The 21,918-nt window shown below is 52.6% G+C and carries 22 protein-coding genes and 1 riboswitch; of the genes, 14 read left to right on the top strand and 8 right to left on the bottom strand.

Translation table 11 applies throughout. The features are described from left to right. Positions 1-6 precede the first annotated feature (6 nt). The 4 genes from lspA to IE076_RS04090 all read left to right on the top strand — a co-directional run bounded on the left by lspA (position 7) and on the right by IE076_RS04090 (position 4,415). Complete coding sequence (lspA, locus tag IE076_RS04075) at positions 7-513, top strand: signal peptidase II (RefSeq protein WP_189435444.1); 507 nt, start codon at positions 7-9, stop codon at positions 511-513. Positions 514-711: 198 nt separating this feature from the next. Continuing rightward, a complete protein-coding gene (locus tag IE076_RS04080) occupies positions 712-1,452 on the top strand; it encodes a helix-turn-helix domain-containing protein (RefSeq protein WP_209008802.1) in 741 nt (246 codons plus the stop codon). A 186-nt stretch (positions 1,453-1,638) separates the two neighbouring features. After that, positions 1,639-3,048, top strand: coding sequence for a M16 family metallopeptidase (locus tag IE076_RS04085; protein ID WP_189435446.1), 1,410 nt, complete (start codon positions 1,639-1,641; stop codon positions 3,046-3,048). 11 nt (positions 3,049-3,059) lie between these two features. Continuing rightward, on the top strand, positions 3,060-4,415 hold the full coding sequence (locus IE076_RS04090; RefSeq protein ID WP_189435447.1) for a M16 family metallopeptidase: 1,356 nt from the start codon (positions 3,060-3,062) through the stop codon (positions 4,413-4,415). Positions 4,416-4,457: 42 nt separating this feature from the next. Here IE076_RS04090 and IE076_RS04095 read toward each other — a convergent pair whose 3' ends face one another. Beyond that, positions 4,458-5,810, bottom strand: coding sequence for an EAL domain-containing protein (locus IE076_RS04095; protein ID WP_209008803.1), 1,353 nt, complete (start codon positions 5,808-5,810; stop codon positions 4,458-4,460). 494 nt (positions 5,811-6,304) lie between these two features. On the opposite strand from IE076_RS04095, the gene IE076_RS04100 reads away from it, so the two are divergent. From IE076_RS04100 to IE076_RS04125, 6 genes are all read left to right on the top strand, one after another. Beyond that, positions 6,305-7,705, top strand: a complete 1,401-nt coding sequence (locus IE076_RS04100) for a sigma-54 dependent transcriptional regulator (RefSeq protein ID WP_189435626.1) — start codon at positions 6,305-6,307, stop codon at positions 7,703-7,705. A gap of 173 nt (positions 7,706-7,878) precedes the next feature. Further along, positions 7,879-8,454 carry a hypothetical protein gene (locus IE076_RS04105; protein WP_189435449.1) on the top strand — a complete coding sequence of 192 codons (576 nt, stop codon included), beginning with the start codon at positions 7,879-7,881 and terminating at the stop codon, positions 8,452-8,454. Between the two features lie 377 nt (positions 8,455-8,831). Then, positions 8,832-9,119 (top strand): co-chaperone GroES, encoded by a 288-nt coding sequence (gene groES, locus IE076_RS04110; protein ID WP_189435450.1) that lies wholly within the window; start codon positions 8,832-8,834, stop codon positions 9,117-9,119. Positions 9,120-9,183: 64 nt separating this feature from the next. Next, entirely contained in the window at positions 9,184-10,836 is a 1,653-nt protein-coding gene (gene groL / locus IE076_RS04115) for a chaperonin GroEL (RefSeq protein WP_189435451.1), read from the top strand. A gap of 123 nt (positions 10,837-10,959) precedes the next feature. After that, complete coding sequence (locus IE076_RS04120) at positions 10,960-11,643, top strand: HAD family hydrolase (RefSeq protein WP_189435452.1); 684 nt, start codon at positions 10,960-10,962, stop codon at positions 11,641-11,643. A gap of 112 nt (positions 11,644-11,755) precedes the next feature. Next, positions 11,756-12,418 carry an NAD-dependent epimerase/dehydratase family protein gene (locus IE076_RS04125; protein WP_189435453.1) on the top strand — a complete coding sequence of 221 codons (663 nt, stop codon included), beginning with the start codon at positions 11,756-11,758 and terminating at the stop codon, positions 12,416-12,418. Between the two features lie 550 nt (positions 12,419-12,968). On the opposite strand, the gene IE076_RS04130 is transcribed toward IE076_RS04125, so the two are convergent. Beyond that, positions 12,969-14,345 carry a sugar porter family MFS transporter gene (locus tag IE076_RS04130; protein ID WP_189435454.1) on the bottom strand — a complete coding sequence of 459 codons (1,377 nt, stop codon included), beginning with the start codon at positions 14,343-14,345 and terminating at the stop codon, positions 12,969-12,971. Positions 14,346-14,638: 293 nt separating this feature from the next. On the opposite strand from IE076_RS04130, the gene IE076_RS04135 reads away from it, so the two are divergent. From IE076_RS04135 to msrA, 3 genes are all read left to right on the top strand, one after another. Further along, positions 14,639-15,109 (top strand): GNAT family N-acetyltransferase, encoded by a 471-nt coding sequence (locus IE076_RS04135; RefSeq protein ID WP_189435455.1) that lies wholly within the window; start codon positions 14,639-14,641, stop codon positions 15,107-15,109. A 34-nt stretch (positions 15,110-15,143) separates the two neighbouring features. Then, the gene (locus IE076_RS04140) at positions 15,144-15,623 is read left to right on the top strand and encodes a GNAT family N-acetyltransferase (protein WP_189435456.1); all 480 of its coding nucleotides are present in this window, start codon (positions 15,144-15,146) and stop codon (positions 15,621-15,623) included. A gap of 107 nt (positions 15,624-15,730) precedes the next feature. Next, the gene (msrA, locus tag IE076_RS04145) at positions 15,731-16,360 is read left to right on the top strand and encodes a peptide-methionine (S)-S-oxide reductase MsrA (RefSeq protein ID WP_189435457.1); all 630 of its coding nucleotides are present in this window, start codon (positions 15,731-15,733) and stop codon (positions 16,358-16,360) included. A gap of 102 nt (positions 16,361-16,462) precedes the next feature. Here the strand turns inward: msrA and IE076_RS04150 are convergent, their stop codons facing one another. Then, positions 16,463-17,704, bottom strand: coding sequence for a PQQ-dependent sugar dehydrogenase (locus IE076_RS04150; protein ID WP_189435458.1), 1,242 nt, complete (start codon positions 17,702-17,704; stop codon positions 16,463-16,465). A 388-nt stretch (positions 17,705-18,092) separates the two neighbouring features. Continuing rightward, positions 18,093-18,223: riboswitch (SAM-I-IV-variant riboswitch) on the top strand. Between the two features lie 47 nt (positions 18,224-18,270). Between IE076_RS04150 and IE076_RS04155 the strand changes: the two genes are divergently transcribed. Beyond that, positions 18,271-18,651, top strand: coding sequence for a hypothetical protein (locus tag IE076_RS04155; protein WP_209008805.1), 381 nt, complete (start codon positions 18,271-18,273; stop codon positions 18,649-18,651). A gap of 25 nt (positions 18,652-18,676) precedes the next feature. Here IE076_RS04155 and IE076_RS04160 read toward each other — a convergent pair whose 3' ends face one another. From IE076_RS04160 to IE076_RS04180, 5 genes are all read right to left on the bottom strand, one after another. Then, a complete protein-coding gene (locus IE076_RS04160) occupies positions 18,677-19,126 on the bottom strand; it encodes a group III truncated hemoglobin (protein ID WP_244649584.1) in 450 nt (149 codons plus the stop codon). A gap of 31 nt (positions 19,127-19,157) precedes the next feature. Further along, positions 19,158-19,586, bottom strand: a complete 429-nt coding sequence (locus IE076_RS04165) for an acyl-CoA thioesterase (RefSeq protein ID WP_189435459.1) — start codon at positions 19,584-19,586, stop codon at positions 19,158-19,160. A 59-nt stretch (positions 19,587-19,645) separates the two neighbouring features. Continuing rightward, positions 19,646-20,059: a group III truncated hemoglobin gene (locus IE076_RS04170; RefSeq protein ID WP_189435460.1), complete on the bottom strand. Its 414-nt coding sequence runs from the start codon at positions 20,057-20,059 to the stop codon at positions 19,646-19,648. Positions 20,060-20,140: 81 nt separating this feature from the next. After that, complete coding sequence (locus IE076_RS04175) at positions 20,141-20,830, bottom strand: Crp/Fnr family transcriptional regulator (protein ID WP_189435461.1); 690 nt, start codon at positions 20,828-20,830, stop codon at positions 20,141-20,143. A gap of 220 nt (positions 20,831-21,050) precedes the next feature. Further along, positions 21,051-21,848, bottom strand: a complete 798-nt coding sequence (locus IE076_RS04180; RefSeq protein WP_209008806.1) for a ChbG/HpnK family deacetylase — start codon at positions 21,846-21,848, stop codon at positions 21,051-21,053. Positions 21,849-21,918: the final 70 nt, after the last annotated feature.

Here is a 21,918-nt window from a genome sequence, read left to right on the forward strand (position 1 = left end):
TTAGCCTTGAAGAAACTGAAGTTCTGGGGACATCACAGTTCCCTCGTCCTGCTTATTGCGATCATCGGTCTGGTTGTCGATCAGATCGCCAAGTTCTGGGCCGTTGGTCACTTTTCAATTGGCGGGGTTCCTTCGATTTCGGTGGGCCCGTTTATTGATCTGGTGCTGGTCTGGAACAAAGGTGTTTCCTACGGCCTTTTCCAGCAGACGAGCGAGATTGGACGCTGGGGACTAGCCGTCTTTACTTTGCTTGCTTCAATTTTTATCTGGTTCTGGAGTGCGCGGGTGACTAACCGCCTGGAAGCCTTCTGCCTTGCGCTGGTTTTATCGGGCGCTCTGAGCAATGGCTTCGACCGCCTCTATTATGGCCAAGTCGTCGATTATATCTATTTCCACGTGGGGGATTTTTCTTGGTACGTCTTCAATCTTGCTGATGCATGGATTGTGATTGGCGCTGCCGGGTTGCTGTTCGACACTTTATTTCTTGGCAAAAATAAGGATAGTCGGCCCTAGAACCGCCCGATTTCCAATTATATGTGGGGACGATCGGGTACTTCTGGGCATAACTACACACTAAGGGCCTTCATGGTTTTGTGATTCCTGTTTTAAGGTGGAATCACTCGTTCATGAGGACTACAGATTTCGCAGGCTGTCATATGACCCGTGAAGCCTGTCAAACACCATATTGATGGTGATCGGGAAACAAGGGTAATGAAATTGCAAAGCCGTAGCAAAAAATTCGTTGTTCGGGCCACTTTCGTTTGCGGGCTCTCTTTGGCACTGTCTGCCTGCATGACAGGCAATGGTGAGTTCAGTGAAGATACCGAAGCCACCGATGTAAGCTTGATGGCTGGTGTTATGAGCGCCGTTGGACTGGAATCTCAGAAGAACCCTGATATCGAGTACAAAGAGCGCGCTCCACTTGTTATGCCGACGCAGGGTGGGAACCTGCCAAAGCCTGATACCCGTAGTCTTTCCGAGGTCGCCAGCAACTGGCCAGTCGATCGCTCCAAGGAAGAGCTGGAAGAAATTCGCGCGTTCTATAAAGTTGAACCGGGCGAGCCGCTGAGCATTGAACAGATGCGCGGGCATCCTTCTGTGGCGAAGGCTTCCGCACGTCCTCGCAATTTTGAAGCAGAAAAACGTGAGCAACAGCTGCTTGACGGTGACAAGCTGACCCCAAGCGAGCTATCAGCCCTTGGCAAAAGATATCAGGAAGCGAAGAAACTTCTTGGTGGCGGCAAACAAACGGACTCTCCGGTCTGCGCCCCAGGAGATCCTACCTGTACGCCAACACGCAAGTATCTGACCGAACCACCAGTTGACTACTCCACTCCTGTTGAAGGCGTTGCGTTTGCGACCCCGGAGGTGGACGAAGACGAAATTGTCCGCAAAAAACGTGAAGCTGCTGCGATTGAAGATGGCGCTCGCATTGATATGAGCAAGTATTAAGAATACCCGCTCAACGGGAGCTTATGCTTTCTTAAATGCCTAAAAAACCATGAAAAAGGTGCGACGGTGTTCGCACTTTTTTCATTATAGCGGCAAGAGATTACGAATAATTCACGAGGAGATTAACCACAGTCGCGCTATACATAAGGGAGCTGTGTCCTTGCTCATTTTAAAGGGAGCCCCTACGTGACTGGTCGATCTCTCACGCTTAAAGCCCTTGCTTTAGGTCTCGTTGTTTTCGCAAGCCCAGTATTGCCCGTGGCTGCGGATACGACAGGCAAAGCTTCAATCGAAGACTTTTCAAAAATCCTCATTGGTGGAGCAGAAGTTTCGCAAACCACGCTCGACAATGGCCTTCAGGTGGTTGTCATCCCGGACAGACGCGCTCCAATTGTCACGCATATGGTGTGGTATCGCGTTGGCGCTGCGGATGAAGATCCGGGTAAATCGGGTCTGGCGCATTTTCTCGAACATCTCATGTTCAAGGGAACTAAAAATACACCAGAGGGTGAGTTCTCCAACATGGTTGCGCAGGTAGGCGGGCAGGAGAACGCGTTCACCTCGCAGGACTACACGGCTTACTATCAGCAGGTCGCCAAAGAGCATCTGGAAATGGTGATGGGCTATGAAGCCGATCGGATGGCCAACCTGATCCTCACCGACGAACAAATCAACCCGGAGCGGGACGTGGTGCTTGAAGAGCGCTCACAGCGCGTTGATCGCAACCCGTCGGCACGTCTTTCTGAAACCTTCGATCAGGTGCTGTTTCCAAACAGCCCTTATGGGACGCCGGTTATTGGCTGGAAGGATGAAATCCAAGAACTGGACAAAGACGATGCAATCGCCTTTTACGATACGTACTACACACCAAACAATGCCATCCTGATTGTGGCTGGTGATGTGAGCGCCGACGATGTACTCAGGCTTGCGAACGAGACTTATGGCAAGGTGGAACAGCGTGCGGATCCGGGTTCCCGTGATCGTCCGCATGTCCAGATCGTGCCGGGTGATCGGGAAGTGAGCCTGCAAAGCGATCAGGTAGCTCAGGCAAGACTACAGCATGGCTGGGTGGTCCCAAGCACCACGACAGCACTGCCCCATGAAGCCGAGGCGCTGGAAGTTCTCTCAGACATTCTGGGTGGCGGTGCCAACAGCCGACTCTACAGAGCGCTGGTGGTTGATGACGGCGTGGCAACCAGTGCAGGTGCCTGGTACCAATCCACCGCGCTGGATGACACCCGCTTCATTCTCTATGCAGCTCCCAAAGATGGCGTTGCACTGGAAGAGCTGGAAGGCAAGGCTCTTGCAATCGTGAATGACGTACTTGAAAACGGCGTGACCGCTGAAGAAGTGGACCGCTCCAAACGCTCAATGCTGGCCTCCGCGATCTATGCGCAGGACAAGCAGGACGTTCTGGCGCGTATATTCGGAACGGCTTTGACCACCGGAGGGTCGGTCGAGCAAGTCCAGACGTGGCCTGCACGGGTTGCGCAGGTGACACCTGATCAGGTGCGTGCCGTTGCTCAAAAATACCTTAGTGAAACAAGTGTGGCGAGCTATCTCATGCCTGCTGCGACACCAGAAACCGTAGAGTAAGGGGCTACTCCATGAATGCTAAAGTACTTACCGTAGCGCCTGCATCTGCTTCCCGTTTGACAGCAAGCCTGCTGGCCTTGTTTGCGCTGACACTCTTGTTTGTTGCTGGCTTTGCTCAAACCAGTCAGGCCATTGAGATTCAGGAAGTCGAAAGCCCCAATGGGATCACTGCATGGCTGGTGGAAGACTACACTGTTCCAATCATCGCACTGAACTTTGCGTTTGCCGGTGGCAGCTCTCAGGACGCTGATGACAAGCTGGGCGTCACCAATTTGCTGAGCACCATGCTTGACGAAGGTGCGGGCGATCTCGACTCAGAAGCTTTTCAGGCGCGCCTTGAAGATCTGACCATGAGCCTTTCTTTCCAGAGCGGACGTGACTTCTTCTATGGCTCGTTCCAGAGCCTGCAGAGCAACAAAGAACATACCTTTGAAATGCTTCGCCTTGCGCTCAATGAACCACGTTTTGATGAAGGGCCGCTGGAGCGCATGAAGGCGCAGACCGTTGCAAGCATTCGCCGCAGTCTGCTGCGTCCGGACGCTCTTGCTGGCCTGACCCTGTCCAAGACGCTGTTTCCTGACCACCCGTATGGCCGGCCAAGTCGGGGAACGGAAGATACGGTTGCCGCGCTCACATCGGATGATCTGAAAGCGCAGCGTGCCAAGATCTTTGCGAAAGACAATCTGAAGATTGGTGTTGTTGGTGCAATCAGTGCTGATGAGCTGGCTGAGGTGTTGGATAAGGTCTTCTCAGATTTGCCTGAGACCGGTGATCTAGTTGACATCCCGAATGTTGAACCAGCCACTGATCAAGACGTTCATGTTGATTTTGATAGCCCGCAAACATCCATTCAGTTCGCTTTGCCGGGTTATGAGCGTCACGATCCAAAGTTCATGCCTGCATTTGTGATGAACCACATTTTCGGCGGGGGTACGTTCTCGTCCTGGCTTTATGACGAGATCCGCGAGCAGCGTGGTCTGGCCTACTCGGTTGGTTCCCATCTGATCCCTTACGAGCACACAGCACTGCTTATGGGGTCGACAGGCACCCGGCCAGACAGAGCGGCTGAAGCAGTTGATATCATCAATCAACAGATGCATCGTATGGCAGATAGTGGACCGACTCCTGCCGAGCTTGAGGAAGCAAAGTCTTACCTGACAGGCTCCTATGCCCTCAACTTTGACAGTTCCAGTAGCATTGCACGTCAGTTGACCGGTATTCAGGTTCAAGAACTGGGTATCGATTACATCGACAACCGCAATGGAATGGTTGAAGCGGTGACACTGGAACAGGTTCAGGAAGTCGCCAAGGATCTGTTTGATGGCATTGAGCCAACCTTTGTAACGGTCGGCGAACCAGAGAGCTAGCTCCCAGCTAAAACGAAAGATCAAGGAGGCGAGTTGAGGTAATCAGCTCGCCTCTCTTTTTACAGAGCGTGGGTTTGGTGCGCCTTGCAGCACATCTGCGCGGACCGGACGCGGCGGTGAGAACAGGAAGCCCTGTGCGCAGCGAATGTCCATATCAAGAAGCTCAAGAACGGCGCTTTCACTTTCCACATGATCCACGATCAGCTCTATACCGTAGCGCTGCAACAAGCTGCCAAAATCAGCAGGGTGGATGTTGCTCTTTGCCAGATCATCTTCATGCTGCAACAGGCGGGACGCATGCAGTTTTGCAAAGCGGAAGCCACGGTCTGCCAAGGTGCGGAAGTCCATGCGCAGATCGGTGATACGGTCCACCGAGAAGCGGAAGCCAAGCTCCGCGAGTGCTGCCAAACTTTCATATTCAATCGCGCTCATGACAGCCACATCAGCCTGTGAAAATTCAAAGATCAACAGGTCAGAGTAAGTATCGTTGGCGCGCACAAACTCGAGGAAGCCGGGAAAGAAGTTCTCGTCCATCAGCGTGCTTGGCGACAGGTTGCAGAACAGACCTGCTTCTCTGTTGCGGGTTGCCAAGCGTTTGAGAATCTGGAGGGAGCGGAACAGCAGGATATTGTCGATGGCAGGCATCTGGCCAGTGCGGTCGGCTTCCTGCAGAAACTCGATGGGCTCCAGTGAATCGCCATTGGCTTTACGCAGACGGGTCAGCGCTTCGTAGTAGCGCACGCGGCGCTGTGGCAGTGTCACGATGGGCTGGAGGTAGAGATCCACCCTGCCCGCTTCGATGCTTGAGCGGATTTCCTCGGCCAGCGCTGCATTGGGATGGTGCATGCGCGGGGCTGCCGGGCGCTTCATCTCCGGAGCGCGTGGCTGAGTGAATGGTTCCTGAGCATAGGCCATGGGCTGCTCTGCAGCAGGCGCAAACGCTGGCTCTGGCTGCCGCACACGGCCCGCAGCTGATTCCCTCGCCGCTTGCGGTGCGGACAGGCGCTGTGCGGGTTGCGGCTGGAGCTTGGCTTGTTGGGCGCGCTGGTCCTCAATGGCAAGGCCCTGATCCTCGATCCGGGTTTCCATGTCGGCCATGGCTTCTGCCATCTGTTTTACGAGGGAGCCGATGACTTCCACCTCGGCAAACAGCGGATCAATCTCTTCACGGGTCCGGCGCGGGATGTTGTGCTCAACACCGGTGAGACGGCCTTCCAGATTGCCCACATCATCATCAATGACGGCTATGCGCTCTTCCAGGCGATCGACCGCATCAGACATCGCTGACTTTTCCTGAGAGCGGGTCAACATGAAATGGATGAAGATCATGGTGCACATCGCCGTCAAGGAAACGGTGAAGGCTTCACCAACCGGACGCGCAAAAAGATAGACCATTACGGTGCCCAAAGAGGCAGCAATGGCCGAAATAGAAAACAAAATGGAAATGTTCGCCAAACGCGTCATGTCCTCAAGAGTACCTATTGGTCCGAATCACCAGAAACATACCTGAATTTTGCCGCATTTACTGATGGTCTTCGAACCCTATACCCATCATATTTCTAGGGAAAACCCCTGTTGTCCCCGCATGAATGCCTATAAAGGTGCCCATATCCTCGATGCGCTGTATTTTTGCGATAGTCCGCTGCAGAAGTTGAACACACAAATCGAACTCCCCCGACATTTTATTAGGCAGAAAAGCTCTTAAACGCGTTCTGAAGCGGAGAAAATAACTGCATAATGCAATCAAGATTCAAAACGAAAAGAGTTTGTTTACCCTGTTTGCACAAACTCGCAGGTGTCGAAGCACTTCGGCCTGATGTATTGATTTTTGAGGTTGCCTGCCAATGGGATCCCCCAAAACTAACGATAGGTTTTTGAACGCCTGTGTCGTGGACACCAACCGTGCAGAGGCTCGTAAAACCAGCAATGCTTTGTCAAAGCATGTCACTTGCGGACAACCTGCGCATGTCCTTGCCAGCAAGGATCATGCCGTCGCCTTTTTGCGGCATACCTCGATCAATATCATCATTGTCGACCTTGAATGCATAGGCGGCGACGCTGAACTTGCTGATCTTGTTGCTGCTGCTCCGCATGCGGTGATGATCGCGGTCAGCGCCAAGGGGTCTGTTAGTCGGGCCATGAATGCCATGCGCAATGGCGCACATGACTTTTTGACCAAGCCGTACACCAGCGAGATGTTGTTGGAGAAGCTTGAATCGCACCTTGGTGTTTTCAAGAAAGCCACGCCATCGCGAACGGCTTCGGCGAAACCTGAGGTTGCTCAGGGCTCAAAGCCTGCAAAGGCCCCTACTCAGTTTGAAGGTTTGGTGGGGTCTTCCAGCCGTATGCAGAGCGTTTATGCGCAGATCAACCGGATGGCCACATCCAGCGCACCGGCGTTCATTACCGGAGAATCGGGCACCGGAAAGGAACTCTGCGCGCAGGCGTTGCACAACAGATCAGCGCGAAAAAATGGTCCTTTTGTTGCAATCAACTGTGGAGCGATTCCCGCCAATTTGATGGAGTCGGAAATCTTCGGTCACGTCCGTGGTGCGTTCACCGGAGCGGATGAAGCGCGAGCGGGTGCAGCGGAACTTGCCGATGGCGGCACTCTGTTTCTTGATGAAATCGGCGAAATGGAACTTTGTCTGCAGAGTAAGCTGCTGCGCTTCCTACAAACGGGCTCGATCCAGCGGGTTGGAGAACACAAGCAGCGCTCGCTGGACCTGCGCGTAGTTTGTGCCACCAACAGAGATCCAAAGACCGAGATTACCGCTGGCCGCTTCCGTGAGGATTTGTTTTATCGCCTTCATGTCCTGCCGATCCGACTACCGGCACTTCGGGAGCGCCGCGAAGACATACCTGCGCTCGCCCAGACCTTCCTTGAGAGGTATGCGGCGGAGGAAAATCGCAGTTTCAAGCGCTTTTCAACTTATGCGGAAGCACTTTTGTTGCAGCACAGTTGGCCGGGCAATGTGCGCGAACTAGAGAACGTCATTCGTCAACTCGTGGTCATGAATGACGGAGAGGAAGTGACTGAACTCATGCTCTCCCCATTGCTGCGTGAGCAAACGGTTCCGGTTCTGTCAGACATTACATTTACCGAGAGAGAAGCAGCGCCTTCGTTGGGCCGCTCAATCGAGCCATTGTGGTTTCAGGAAAAGCAAATCATCGAGACAACACTGGAAACTTTTGACGGGAACATTGCTCTGGCGGCAGCTGCTCTGGAAATCAGCCCCTCCACGATCTACCGGAAGAAGCAATCCTGGGCTGAACGGGCCAGCGCCTAATACTCTGCGTGGTAAATACTTAACCATTGCAAGAGGAATACCTTCACAACACGTCGCTTTACTGCCTCAGAAAATGAGGCAGTATTGTGTCCCTTAGATTTAGCAGCTATACCACCGCCAAGAATCAGGTGAGTGCCGCGGATGTTATACCCGCAGGCTCTAGGGGGCTAAGAATGCCATTTACAATGAGAGGGATGTCGGCTTCCGCAAGAGCCGCAGCCTGTTCCATTTTTGCGACTGCTTTATTGGGCGGCGTCGCATCTGCTGAAGATATGCCTGTGCTGAGCGCTGACTTTACAGCTGCACAGACCGCTTCTGCCGTTGCATGGCAGCAGCAACCACTCGCTTTCACAGCTGCAAAATTCATCGCATTGCCAGCGGACAGCTACGGCTCTTACACGCCATTGGAGGTTGCCGAGTTCCAAAGTGGTGATCCGCTGACGGTCTACGCCGAGCCGGTTGGCTTCTCCCATAAGGAGATGGGCGACAAGTATGCGATTGATCTGAGTGTTGACTTTGAGCTGCGCAACACCACCGGTCAGGTGCTGGCATCTCAGGACGGGTTTACTGTACTGCATTCGGAAAGCTTCAATCAGATCCGTGAGTACCAGACCTCCTTGAGCTTCAATCTGCAGGGGCTGCAAGCTGGTGAGTATGTGCTGAAGGTTCAGTTCAACGACGAGAACTCGGATAAATTGGGTAGCTTCGAGCTTCCGTTTTCGATGAAAGAGTCTCCTCTTCAAAACTGACCGGGCATGAATTTGCTCTAAAAGATAAAAGGCTGGCTTTAATATTAAGGCCAGCTTTTCTTATGTCTTGGTACAGACAAATTATGTGCAGAGAGCACAGGCCGTCCATTTGTCTAATCTGAGTTGAAAGCACCTTCTGGTTCCCCCAATTTCTCGCGGTATTCTACTATTTTTCGCAGTTCAGAAAATTTTTTTGCCGCTCTCTCCTTGACTAAATCAGAGGGTGAAACTACATCATTTCCCGGTTGTTAGCACTCTGCCTTTGGGAGTGCTAATGATTGTGGGGCCGTGAGGTTTCACCCACTCTCAAAGTTTTTAACCTTCGCGTCCGGGCGTTGCCTAAAAGGGGCGCTCGCGTATGAGAGGAAGAGCCTATTATGAAGTTTCGTCCGCTACACGACCGTGTTGTCGTTCGCCGTATCGAGTCTGAAGAAAAGACTGCTGGTGGCATCATCATCCCTGACACAGCAAAAGAAAAGCCTCAGGAAGGTGAAGTTGTTGCTGTTGGCGCAGGCGCACGCAAAGACAACGGTGAGCTGATTGCCATCGACGTTAAAGCTGGTGACCGCGTTCTGTTCGGCAAATGGTCCGGTACTGAAGTCAAGATCGATGGCGAAGACCTGTTGATCATGAAGGAATCCGACATCATGGGTATCCTGGCTTAATTCCAAGCCACTGTTGAGACCCTTAGATCCCTTCTGTAATTCAAGAATTAAGTGAGACAAACAAATGGCTGCAAAAGAAGTCAAGTTCGGTTCTGACGCCCGCGAGAAGATGCTGAAAGGCGTCGACATCCTTGCAAACGCAGTAAAAGTAACACTCGGCCCTAAAGGTCGTAACGTTGTTCTGGATAAAGCATTCGGCGCACCACGCATCACCAAAGACGGTGTTTCTGTTGCGAAGGAAATCGAACTTGAAGACAAGTTCGAAAACATGGGCGCACAGATGGTGCGTGAAGTTGCTTCCAAAACCAACGACATTGCTGGTGACGGTACAACAACTGCGACAGTTCTGGCGCAGGCTATCGTTAAAGAAGGTGCAAAGTTCGTTGCTGCTGGCATGAACCCAATGGACCTGAAGCGCGGCGTTGACATGGCAACTGCTGCTGCTGTTGCAGACCTGACTGCACGTTCCAAGTCCATCTCTTCTTCTGAAGAAGTTGCACAGGTTGGCACCATCTCCGCTAACGGCGACACCCAGATCGGTGAAGACATTGCTGAAGCAATGCAGCGCGTTGGCAACGAAGGTGTTATCACCGTTGAAGAAGCTAAGTCTCTTGAGACCGAGCTTGAAGTTGTTGAAGGTATGCAGTTCGACCGCGGTTACCTTTCTCCATACTTCGTCACCAACGCTGAGAAGATGATTGCTGACCTTGAAAAGCCACTCATTCTCCTGCACGAGAAGAAGCTTTCCAACCTGCAGCCAATGCTTCCAATCCTGGAAAGCGCTGTTCAGTCTTCCCGCCCACTCATCATCATCGCTGAAGATGTTGAAGGTGAAGCACTTGCTACTCTCGTAGTGAACAAGCTGCGCGGTGGCCTGAAAATTGCTGCTGTTAAAGCTCCTGGCTTCGGTGACCGTCGTAAGGCAATGCTCGAAGACATCGCTATCCTGACTGGTGGTACTGTGATCTCTGAAGATCTCGGCATCAAGCTGGAAAACGTAACCATCGACATGCTCGGTACTGCTGACAAGGTGAACATCACCAAGGAAACCACCACCATTGTTGATGGTGCTGGTGACAAAGCAGACATCGAAGCACGTGTTTCCCAGATCAAAGCTCAGATCGAAGAAACCTCTTCTGACTACGACCGTGAAAAGCTGCAGGAACGTCTTGCTAAGCTTGCTGGCGGTGTTGCAGTTATCCGCGTTGGCGGTGCAACCGAAGTAGAAGTTAAAGAGAAAAAAGACCGCATCGACGATGCCCTGAACGCAACACGCGCTGCTGTTGAAGAAGGTATCGTACCAGGTGGTGGTACTGCTCTGCTGCGTGCAAAAGCTGCTGTTGAGAAAGTATCTTCCGAGAACGTTGACATTGAAGCTGGTATCAAGATCGTTCTGCGCGCTCTTGAAGCTCCAATTCGCCAGATCTCTGAAAACTCTGGTGTTGAAGGCTCCATCGTTGTTGGCAAGATCCAGGACAACATTACTGACGAAACCTTCGGCTTCAACGCTCAGACCGAAGAATACGTCAACATGATTGAAGCTGGTATCATCGACCCAACTAAGGTTGTTCGTACTGCTCTTCAGGACGCTGCATCTGTAGCTGGCCTGCTGATCACTACTGAAGCAATGGTTGCTGAACTGCCTAAGAAAGACGCTGGCCCTGCAATGCCTCCAATGGACGGCGGCATGGGCGGCATGGGCGGCATGGGCTTCTAAGCCAAGCCAACTAACGCTTAAACGAATTAGGGCACCTTTTGAGGTGCCCTTTTTTGTTGTCTAAACTCGTGCTAAGTAGTTTCCTCTATTTGTCTTTTTGAGTTTCCAGCCCGTGATTGAGCAATGTACAAAGCCATAGTATTTGACCTTGATGAAACCCTCCTCGACCGAACCAGTTCCTTGAGGGACTTCTTCCGAGCCCAAGCTATGCGATTGGAACTCAACTATTCTTGTGGCGTTGAGCAGGCACTTCTAAGGTTTTTGGAATTGGATCAACGAGGCCGTGTTTTGAAAGTTGAGGTCTATCGCCAACTGCTCAAAGAGCTTTTGGCTAGCACAAAGTTCTCAGCTGAAGCACTTGCCTACGATTATGAGAGCCATTTCTGGCGGCACGCGAAAGCCTTTGATGGTATGGATACTCTGTTTGCCACCATGTCAAAACTGGGCATAAAAACCGGCATCATAACCAACGGCCAGACGCATATTCAGCTGCGCAGCCTGCTGGCGCTCAATCTGGACCGCATGGTGGACACCTATCTGATTTCCGAGAGTGAGGGATTGCGCAAGCCAGATACCGCTATCTTTCAGCGTGCTCTGGATCAACTCAGTGTAGAAGCTCAGGAGTGCCTATTTGTTGGCGATAGTCCCGAAGCTGATGTTCTGGGTGCTCAGAAAGCTGGTCTCAAAGCTGCCTGGTTCGATAATGGGGCTCTACTTTCTGCAGAGACAGAATTTAGGCCAGAGCTCGTGATTCATTCACTCAAAGATCTACAGTGGCATTTGATTGAAGTCTGCCAATCAGCTTGAGTGCATGAAGCAGCCCACCAATTTTGCTGATCACAGGGAAGCTCGGGTTGCCCCTTTTAAAGCGTAGGTTCTTCTGCCATGCTGCGGCCGCTGGAAATTGGAGGGGTGTTGGATGACAGATCGCGTAGCTTTGGTATTTGGAGCAACCGGGCTTGTCGGCTCGGAAGTCGTGAAACTGCTTGTTGCGGATGCGTCTTACAGCGAGGTTCATGTGCTTGTGCGCCGGGAGCTTGGTTGGGGCGATGAGAAGCTGCATGTGCACTTGACCGATTTCAGAGACCTTTCCTCTCTTCAGCTACCAAGCAATGTAACGGATGTCTTTTGCTGTTTGGGAACCACGCAGAAAAAGGCGGGGTCGAAAGAGGCGTTTTACGCGATCGATTTTCAGCTGACGTTTGATCTGATCCGCATGGCGCGTGAGGCAGGTGCGGAGCAGCTGTTGATGATCTCTTCGATCGGAGCAGCTGCAAACAGTTCCAGTTATTATCTGAAAGTCAAAGGTGAGCTTGAAGAGGCTGTTCGCTCCCTTTCCTTCTCCAGCACAAGTATCCTGCGGCCCTCCGTGCTGCTTGGGGAGCGGCCAGAGCATCGCTTTGCTGAAAGCCTTGCCGGAGCGGTGTTGCCGCGTCTTTCGATTCTGCTGATAGGGGCACTTCGCAAGTACCGCCCTATCGAGGGGAAAGCTGTTGCGCGGGCACTTGTGGCTTATGCTGATGAGCAGAGGCCAGGATTTCGCGTTCTGGAGAGCCATGAGATTGCAGCGAAAGCTGTCTAAGGGTATTGGCGCTCGCACAACAATTGCAGAAAACTTATTCCCCTTGGCAGCAGCGCCTCTATGCTTTTCATATGCCCACGTGACGGGTTGCTGGCGGACCGGCCGTCAGTGTGTCGTGGGCTGGGTGGGGCTGCCGGAAGAGGTAACGAACCTTTCGGCGGTCCGGTGTGACCGAACTTCAAACGTGACCGCATGGTTTGAGGGGAAGGGCCCAGGAATATAGGGTATCACGCGGTGGCAAATGCGGGTGTTGTAAGAGGGAAACCTCTTGCCTCAGCCAAGTTTGCCAAGGACGGCGGAACTGTTTTGGGGCGGAAACGTGCCGGGATAAGCCACTATCCTTCCGGGAAACCGGCTATCGTGCCTTATAGGCAAAAGAGGCGACGTAGTTCACCAAAAGAAAACCCGGGCAAGGCGACAGCCAATGCCGAAAAAACATATCTAACAAGTAGCGCAGGTGTTGCCTGCTCGCCTTGCTCATCCCGACTTTCGGGAACCCAGCTTCAACACCACATGGCCGTCCATGTGGTGCATTTGGTGCTTGGACGTCTTAATTGCGAGCCTCTGGTTTTCCGTCATTCTTGTGGAACAGAACGTAGATGTCTTCCAGTGAGACGTCTTTGGTCTCCGGCGCGCGCCGGATGGCGTAGACGGTTCCGATGCAGCAGCATATGGCGAAGAACAGGAAGATCTCGTTGATGGTGAAGAGCTCGTTCAGTCTTGGGAAGCCGAAGACCACGATGAATGTGAAAACCCAGTTGACCGTTACTGCAATCACCATTCCCTTGGCCCTCAGATAGTTCGGGAATACCTCTGACATGTATACCCATGGCAGAGGCCCCATAGAGAGGGAGTAGGAAACCGCATAAAGGCACAGACCGGCCACCGAAAGAGCGGTGCCAATTTCGCTTTCCATTAAGAAACCACCGACAATCAGGAACTGGGAGAGCGCGCAGGCGGGCAAACCGTAGACCATCAGTGGGCGGCGGCCAACACGGTCAATCAGAAACAGGCTGGCAGCGGCGGCCAGTGCCAGTGCGGAGCCCAGACCAACGGTGGCGGAGAGCCTGCTTGCCTCCTCGGAAAAACCCAGATCGCCGAACAACTCCGGCGCGTAGAGGATGACCGCATTGATGCCGCTCAGTTGCTGGAAAAGAAAGGTTATGACCGTAAAGCTTGTGATTGGGCGATTTCTAGAATTGATCAGGTCCAGCCAGCCGCCTTTTTGGTCCGCCACTTCCGCGAGATCCTCTTCAATCCTTTTAACGTTGCCCTTGGCCCAGTCCTGCGGCTGTTTGGGTTCAATCTTTTTAAAGACTGCTCTGGCTTCGTCCGAGCGGTTGGCCATGACGAGCCAACGGGGGCTTTCTGGTGCACTCCAGATGCCGTAGAGCAAGAGCGCGCCGGGAATGGCAGAGAGCAGGAACATGAACTGCCAACGGTTGATGGTCTCAGCGCTATAACCAAGATCCAGCGTGATCAGGTTGGTCAGGTAGCCAATCAGAATGCCGAAGGAAATCATGAACTGGAACGCCCCGAGCAAGCGTCCGCGGATTTTACGGGGTGCTATTTCTGAGACATATTGAGGGCCGGCCATTGAGGACAAGCCAATTCCCATGCCGATGAGAGAGCGGGCGAACGTAAGCAGGTAAAGGTCATGCGCGATGCCAGATAATCCGGCTCCTGTGATGAACAGCAGGGCGGCGATGATGACGGTTACCCGCCTGCCATAGGCATCGCTGAGATAGGCGCTGAGGTACGCGCCGATCAATCCACCGATGGACAGGGAGGCAACCAGCAGGCCGCCCCAATAGGCAGAAAAGTGAAACTGCGCCTGAATTGGTTCATAAGCGCCAGCGATGACCCCCTCGTTGTAACCGTAGAGCATTCCGCATAGCACCGCGATGCCTGCCAGAAGGACAATCATGCGCAATCCTTTCTAGACCTGAAGAAAAGTATAGGCGCAGGGCTCTAACCAACCAGAGGACACACCACTTTGAATTGAAGTGTTTTTAAAAAGACCCCACTAACGGTTCGCCACCTTCCAGAAAGGTCTCATACCTGTTTCCAGTCATTTCAACGGGATGGGGGCCGTGCGCTATGCTTGTTGGAAATTACTGCTCTAAGCTTTGCGAGGGCTTATCCTTCAACTAAGCTTTCCAGCTATACTTATGCGCAGGGTATTTTGCAGCGCGCGCCCTTTATCACTCAGGACTTACTATGATTGTTCTTCAGGACTTCCCCGCAGACCGCTTTGACGAGTTTCAGGCAGTTTCCATCTCTGAATATGCTCTGGATCTGGTGGCAAATCGCAGGATGGATGAGCAGGTTGCGCGCAGATTGGCCAGTGAGGGTTTGTCAAAGGCCTTTCCTGAGGGGAAAAGTACTGAACAGAACAAGCTGCTCAGCATCGTAAACAAGACTGAGGCTGGCGACATAGCTATCGGTTCTTTGTGGTACGCGCTTCACGATGACGGCTCCGCCTTCATCATGGACTTCATGGTGTATGCGGACCATCGCGGAAAGGGATATGCGTCCAAGGCGCTTGAGGCGTTGAAAAGCACGCTCAAAGCAGAGGGACTGACGCGCGTTGGCCTTCGCGTTGCCCCTGACAATCACGCGGCCATCCGTGCCTACGACAAAGCTGGCTTTAACGTCACTGGCTGGAACATGTCTGCGGATCTGTTGTAGGAGCGGACTAAAGCTTGATACTAGGATATATTTAATGAGTGTTACCCATCTACGCCCTGAGCGTTTTGCTATTTCAGAGCTGAGTGAGAAGCCCCAGTTTTTGGAGACTGCCGCTGATTGTATTTGGCTGGAAGGGTGGCAAGCCAAGGGCGTTTCCCAGACGCATATCCTCAACAGGACGCGAGAGTCTCTTGACCATACTTCCGTACCATCAACTTTTATCGCTCATGAGGGCGAAGAGTTTTGGGGCTCTGTTGCGTTAATCTCGAATGACCTCGAATCTCGCCCACAATACACTCCATGGGTTGCCGCATTGCTGGTGCAACCAGAACAACGGAGCAAAGGGGTTGCGACACGTCTGGTTACTGAGTTGGAGACCTTTGCAAAAAACAGCGGCATCGATAGACTTTATCTTTGTGCGATACGCCCGCTAAGACAATTTTACGAGTCGAGAGGTTGGGTCTGCATAGAGGAAGATGTAGATGGATTGGATGTGTTCGATAAGCGGCTATAAAGCTCGCGCGGTTTGACGTTTAGTTGAACTGACTTCATTTCGGCCCAGTGTCGATCCCTGTTAAATTTTAATCAGTTTCAACCCATTACCTGATTTAAGGATTTGAGATGAGTGCACGTAGAGCTGCAAAGGCCCTTGCCATTCTGCCCTTGCTTTATGCTGTCAGCCAGCCTGCGCAAGCTGCTGAGACCGAGACTGCGGTTTTTGCAGGGGGATGCTTTTGGTGCATCGAATCCGACTTTGACAAGATTGATGGCGTACTTGAAACCACCTCTGGCTACACCGGAGGCCGGACCGAGAACCCGACCTACAAGCAGGTTTCGGCAGGCGGTACAGGGCATATAGAAGCGCTGGAAGTGACGTTTGATCCGGCAAAGGTTTCCTATGAAGAGCTACTGACGGCCTTTTGGCATTCAGTGGACCCGACCGACGCCGGTGGCCAGTTTTGCGATCGTGGTGAGAGCTACCAAACCACCATCTTTGCAACCACGCCGGAACAGTTGAAAGAAGCGAAGGCCTCGAAGGCGGCGCTTGCAAAGTCCGGTGAGCTTCGTGCGCAGATCGTGACACCAATTCGTGCTGCGAGCACGTTCTATGACGCTGAAGATTATCATCAGGACTATTATGAGAAGAACCCGCTGCGCTACAAGTACTACCGCTATCGCTGTGGCCGCGATCAGCGCGTGAAGCAGGTTTGGGGACCTAACGCTTACAAAGGTATTCCCGGCGAGCACTAAGGGCTTATGATAGAGTTTGAATAGACCAGAGGGTTTCCTCTGGTCTATTACATTGCAGGTTAGTTATTCCGGCATTGAGCTGGCGCCGCTCTTCGGGCCGCTCTAATCTTCATAGTACATACGGTAGATAGCGCCTGCGGAGTCGTCAGAGATCAGCAGCGAACCATCTCCTAGTTCCACCACATCAACAGGACGGCCAAGGTAGGCCTCGTTGGCGTCAATCCAGCCGGTGGCAACAATGCTGGGCACCCCTGCTTCTTCCTGCTCATTGATGGGCACAAACACGACGCGCGCGCCGATTGGGACTGACCTGTCCCATGACCCATGCTGTGCGATGAAAATGCCGCCCTTGTACTCTTCAGGGAACATATCGCCCTGATAGAACATCATACCAAGGCTGGCTGCGTGGGCGTCCAGTTCAACTTCCGGGTCTACGACGCCTTCTGGGATAGGCTCATCGATATATTCGTGCGTGCGGACAGTTCCGCCGCCATACCATGGAAAGCCGTAGTTTTTGCCGGGCTCGGTGACTTTGTTGAGCTCTTCAGGCGGGATGTCATCTCCCATGCCGTCTACCTGATTGTCCGTGAACCAGAGATTGCCGGAGTTTGGATTGAACTCCAGACCAACCGAGTTGCGGATGCCCGTGGCGTAGACCTGACGGTCCAGACCTTCTGTATCGATGGAAATGATGCCGCCAATGCCCAGACTGTCGTAGAGTTTCAGCTTCTCTTTTGGTGGCACATTGTACGGCTGACCAAGCGAAATATAGATGCGGCCATCCGGGCCCTGATCACATACGCGGGAGGAGTGGTTGAAGCTTTCTTCAGAAGGCGGGATAAGCATCCCCTGCCCGACCAGTATTTTCACCTCTGGGTCGCCCTGCTCCTTGTTCTCCAGCGCATTGGGGAAACTGACAACGCGGTTCTGCTCTGCAACAACGAGTGAGCCATCATCTGTGAAACACACGCCATTGGGGAGGATGAAAGACTGGCTTGGTGCGAACTCGCGAACTTCTGCAGCCTTCATGGTGTTTTCATCTTGCGTGATGACCCAGACCTGGTCCGTGGTGGTTCCAACAAAAACAGTTTTTCCATCGGCGGCAACGGCCATATGACGGGCATCTGGAACAAGGGCATACGGCTCGATGTGGAAGCCATCCGGCATCACGATAATGTCAGCGACACTGCCAAGGGCGGCCATTCCATCTTCAGTTTGCTCCTCAAACTGAGTGGGCACCCCATCAACCGTTTCGGTGATTGTTGCGGCCAGCGATGTGGTGAGCAGCATGGCATAGGCGCACCCTGTCAGGACCCCGTAGAGCGCTGGTTTCGTGGAGCACATGGACTTTCCTCCTTCACCGGCCGAGCCTCCCCTTGTTAGAAAGATATTCCGGGGCCGCTCAAGTCTTTCGCTTTTCCTGCATCTTTTTTCGGAAATCCAGCATTCACTTTTGCAAGAATGCACGATGAAATTTGACTGAGAAAACGTATCAGATTATTCCGAATTATCTGCATGTGTGAGCCGCCATAATGCGCTCATTCAAAGTCTGAGGAGAATACCCAGATATGACGGGAATTCGGTTTATACAACCACAAAAATTGAAGGTAATCACTTAGCGGAAGCTGCGTTTTGTGGTGCTAGAATACGTCACTATGGAAATTTGAAAGTGTGGACAAACAACTTTAGAAAGGTGCTCACTTGAAATTGCCTCATTTTCGTGCCACATCCTACGCATCATCAAGAGAAGGGCTGGCGCCCTCGCCAACCTGCCGAACCGGGCAAGGTGGTCTCCGCCAAAAGGGATGTGGTTTCGAAGTGAGGACATTGTCTTCATCGTTCGCAACAACCAAGCGGTAGTTTCTATGGATTTTGCGCCAGTCCTCCTCGGGAAACCGATGGAGGATTTAATGTTTGATCTTGCTAGTCAGCCACAGTCTGCATGGCAATCGTATGTATCTGAATATGTGCCTCAATCTTTGAGGGAAGCCGTCGAACATCTGGCCGACGAGTTTAATGCTGCCTATTTGCTGGATTGTCTGATCTTAGAAAAAGGGCTGCGGAGCCGCCTGCTTTCCAACTGTACGCGCCAGGCTCATACACCCCTTTCCACTGACGAGCGCACTGACCGGTTTGCAACGCTGCTGCGGCTATGGGCGGAAGGCTGTCATACGGTTGTTGATGAGCGTCTGTTTGCGGATACCGTGCGCAGACGCCCTCAGGAGCTGGAAGCACTTCGTGACTACTTCAGGCAGAATGCCTTGCGCGCAAAGAAGCGCAGTCCAAGCTGAGTGAGTTAGCTACTCAAGGCCGCGTTCAGGCTGCCTGATTGCCGAATTTGGCAGGAGGCTTGGCGAACGGGTCTGCAAACATTGCGAGCCAAAGGCTCTGAGCAATACGCTGCGCTGTTGCCATCAGGAGCGGAGCAGCCTCAGGAGCAAAGATCGAATTCACTTCGCCTTCAAACAGGTCCATCCATTCATGGAAGTTCTCGGTGGTGACACCTTCAATCCGTGTGTGCGCTGGAACAGGCTTGCCCTTGTAACTTCCGGTCTTTAGCAATACAGATGCCCAGAAATGCTTCATCTTTTCCAGATGAGGTCCCCAATCGTCACCCATCTCTCTTAGAAAGATCGGCCCCAGCGTTTCGTGATGACGGATCTTGCCGTAAAAACTCTCCACCAGCTGGTTGATCTGAGCTGGTGTGATTGAGTGATCAAGTGGTGTTCGTTCGCGTGCTGGCATAACAGAAATTTTTGATGACACAGCGTTTCCCTCTTTTTGTTCTGTGACACAGTTATGCGTTGTTGAGCTTCGCCCGCTGTTCCTCGGCAATTTCGATGGGTTTGCCATCATCATCAACAGCGACAAAGGTAAACTGAGCGTTTGTTACTTTTTCGCGGATGCCAAAGCGATGACGCAGTGCCCAGGCTTCAATGGCAAGCGTGACAGAGGTTCTGCCGATGCGAAGCACACGTGTGTACACGCACATCACATCGCCTACTTTTACGGGGCGGATAAAGGTCATGCTGTCTATCGCAACCGTTACAACACGCTCCATGGTGCACTGACTGGCGGCGATGCCGGCAGCAATATCCATTTGAGAGACAACCCAGCCGCCGAAGATATCTCCGGAGGCATTTGTGTCTGCCGGCATGGCCATAGTGCGGGTGGTCAACTCGCCAGTCGGCTGCTCTTCTGCAGCAGCCTGCGGTGTATCAGTCATAACTTAAGTGCTCCGTCCATCCATCAAACCAAATGCTATGCATGGCGAAGCATAATCACTCAAGCAGGGATCATCGCCATATGAAAGCAATCAACAACCTGAGTCGCACATTTCATCGTATTGGCCCTGGCGGTCTCAGCAACGCATTCTTCGACAGCACTTTCGAATAAATTCAGCCAACTGGCAATATCTTCGCTGCATACCTGCGTTGCAGCATCACGATATGCACTGATTGGACGGCCAGAATAGCTCATGTCCTTCATAAGCGCAGAACTCCAGAACCGAACTGCCTGAGCTTCGTAATCATCCCAATCGTAGTTCAGATTATTCTGGACGATGCCAGCAAGCTTTTCACTCTGACGCAGTTTTTCTGAATGACTGGCGATCAATGCACGAACTTGCGCATGTGTCAGGTCAGGATGAACTGGTGTGGCTTCATCCTGTGGGCGAATGTCAAAATGCTGATAGGTCATCACAGTGTTTCAGGAGCCCTGCCGAAACAAGACCCATGCCCTTTTTTGTTGTTTTTGGTCGCTTGTGCTCAAAAACCGAAACTAGAGCTCTGCAGCAGCGCGCAGCACCTCCGGCTTTTCGAGGCAGTAGTATCCAGAGAGGCGGCTGATTACGCCTTCCCGTTTCCAGACATTGAGGACGCGGCTGACGTTCTCACGTGCGCCACCAGCCATATTTGCGATCTCAGCCTGAGAAATTTTGTAGTGCACCAGGATCTTGTGGTTATCGACCTGTTTGCCAAAGGTTTCAGAGAGTTGCAGAAGCGTCTGGGCAACACGGCCATTGAGAGGCAAGAACGAACGCGCGGCGAGCGCATCGTTGGAGCGACGCAGGCGGGTTGCTACGATCTGGAGCATGTGGCGGTAGACCGCCGGGTTTTCATCGGCATAGCGATAGAATGCAGCTTTGGAGATAAACGCGAGCTGGCTTGGCTTCAGTGCTGTAACAGTCGCAGAACGCTCACTGCCATCGAGCAGCGCAATTTCACCAACCAAGGACCCCTGCCCGAGTACGGCGAGCAGCTGCTCGCTGCCATCTACGGACACCACCGAGACCTTCATACTGCCTTCAATGATTGCATAACAACCGTTGCCTGGGTCTCCAGCTTTGAAAAGAACCGCGCCGGATTTCAAGGACATGGGCTGTGCGATCTCTGAGAGACCATGCGCATGCTCCTCTGCCAAGCCAGACAGTGAGAAGCTGTTTTGAAGGAGTTCTTTGAACTTGGTCATCTTGCCACTTGGTCCTGACGCACCGTTGATTGATGTTTTTTAGTTTAAGCTGCATCAATATAATTGAGGATTTTAATTAGATCTACGATGCGGCCATTTTGTGACCGGGATCACAGAGATATTCTTTGGTTTTAGGCAAATTATGGGTGATCATAAATACCCCAACGTTTATGGCAATTTCAATAGGAACGATCTCTTCAACCGCAGGAAGAGATCGTTCTTAGAATAAGAAGATATCTTTTTCCATCAAAAGAAACGGAAACTCCTCGCTAATGAGGAACTTTAGCTGGTTTTCCCGGGACGAACTTTGCCGCACGCTTTTCTTTTTCACTGGTTTGGCCTGCTCTTCAGGATAGGAGGGACGGCACAGGACCATTGCTGAATCCTGGGCCTCGTTGATTCCGTGCCAGAAAAAATCCCTCAGATCTGTATCTTCATCGGCCATGGGCAAGTCTGGTCCGCAGGCGATTGCTTTCAAGCCCGCTCTTGAGGCGCGTTTGGCAATGGAGTTGCTTGTACGGCTTCCCCCGGCAGGTAATACCAGTGCAGGCTCGCGCCCTTTCATCATGGTCAGGACGGTGATCAGTGCTGAATGGACTGCAGGATGCTTCGCAAGGTTGCCCTGAATGGCGACAAAGGCTGGCGGACGGGCGTAGACCTCTTCAAACAAATCGACCTGTGCCGCGATCTCAGCGGCGATTGCTTCTTCCGGAAGCATCTTCATGGGACTGCGGATTGAGTACCACCACGAGGCCGGGAAAACGTCTCCGAATACGGTGCGGCCAAAATCTGTCAGCGGGCCTGCGGGTTTTGTGAGAGTCACAGTCAGGCCGACCATGGTTTCATGCTCTGCCCATGCCACCACGTCCCGCAGCTGATAGAACTCCCTTGACCACATCTCGCCGGTGACAACACAGCCGACGGCAGACAGCCGGCCTGCGATGATCAGATCGCAGATCGCACGGTCAACTCCGTAGCTTTGCCCAAATTCCAAGCTCGTCAAGAGGATGCGCTTCATCGCGCGTATCTCCCAATCCCAAAGGTTCAGGAGTACATTTAACAAAGCCTGCAAATTTAACGCAACGGAA

The sequence above is a fragment of the Pseudovibrio japonicus genome, assembly GCF_014651595.1.
In the GTDB taxonomy this organism is placed as follows: domain Bacteria; phylum Pseudomonadota; class Alphaproteobacteria; order Rhizobiales; family Stappiaceae; genus Pseudovibrio; species Pseudovibrio japonicus.

What these genes read in the sequence shown, in the direction of transcription:
- IE076_RS04080 (WP_209008802.1), top strand. Translation starts at nt 712, where the DNA reads ATGAAATTGCAAAGCCGTAGCAAAAAATTCGTTGTTCGGGCCACTTTC.
- IE076_RS04090 (WP_189435447.1), top strand. Translation starts at nt 3,060, where the DNA reads ATGAATGCTAAAGTACTTACCGTAGCGCCTGCATCTGCTTCCCGTTTG.
- IE076_RS04095 (WP_209008803.1), bottom strand. Translation starts at nt 5,810, where the DNA reads ATGGTCTATCTTTTTGCGCGTCCGGTTGGTGAAGCCTTCACCGTTTCC.
- IE076_RS04105 (WP_189435449.1), top strand. Translation starts at nt 7,879, where the DNA reads ATGCCATTTACAATGAGAGGGATGTCGGCTTCCGCAAGAGCCGCAGCC.
- groES (WP_189435450.1), top strand. Translation starts at nt 8,832, where the DNA reads ATGAAGTTTCGTCCGCTACACGACCGTGTTGTCGTTCGCCGTATCGAG.
- groL (WP_189435451.1), top strand. Translation starts at nt 9,184, where the DNA reads ATGGCTGCAAAAGAAGTCAAGTTCGGTTCTGACGCCCGCGAGAAGATG.
- IE076_RS04120 (WP_189435452.1), top strand. Translation starts at nt 10,960, where the DNA reads ATGTACAAAGCCATAGTATTTGACCTTGATGAAACCCTCCTCGACCGA.
- IE076_RS04125 (WP_189435453.1), top strand. Translation starts at nt 11,756, where the DNA reads ATGACAGATCGCGTAGCTTTGGTATTTGGAGCAACCGGGCTTGTCGGC.
- IE076_RS04130 (WP_189435454.1), bottom strand. Translation starts at nt 14,345, where the DNA reads ATGATTGTCCTTCTGGCAGGCATCGCGGTGCTATGCGGAATGCTCTAC.
- IE076_RS04135 (WP_189435455.1), top strand. Translation starts at nt 14,639, where the DNA reads ATGATTGTTCTTCAGGACTTCCCCGCAGACCGCTTTGACGAGTTTCAG.
- IE076_RS04140 (WP_189435456.1), top strand. Translation starts at nt 15,144, where the DNA reads ATGAGTGTTACCCATCTACGCCCTGAGCGTTTTGCTATTTCAGAGCTG.
- msrA (WP_189435457.1), top strand. Translation starts at nt 15,731, where the DNA reads ATGAGTGCACGTAGAGCTGCAAAGGCCCTTGCCATTCTGCCCTTGCTT.
- IE076_RS04150 (WP_189435458.1), bottom strand. Translation starts at nt 17,704, where the DNA reads ATGTGCTCCACGAAACCAGCGCTCTACGGGGTCCTGACAGGGTGCGCC.
- IE076_RS04155 (WP_209008805.1), top strand. Translation starts at nt 18,271, where the DNA reads ATGTTTGATCTTGCTAGTCAGCCACAGTCTGCATGGCAATCGTATGTA.
- IE076_RS04165 (WP_189435459.1), bottom strand. Translation starts at nt 19,586, where the DNA reads ATGACTGATACACCGCAGGCTGCTGCAGAAGAGCAGCCGACTGGCGAG.
- IE076_RS04170 (WP_189435460.1), bottom strand. Translation starts at nt 20,059, where the DNA reads ATGACCTATCAGCATTTTGACATTCGCCCACAGGATGAAGCCACACCA.
- IE076_RS04175 (WP_189435461.1), bottom strand. Translation starts at nt 20,830, where the DNA reads ATGACCAAGTTCAAAGAACTCCTTCAAAACAGCTTCTCACTGTCTGGC.
- IE076_RS04180 (WP_209008806.1), bottom strand. Translation starts at nt 21,848, where the DNA reads ATGAAGCGCATCCTCTTGACGAGCTTGGAATTTGGGCAAAGCTACGGA.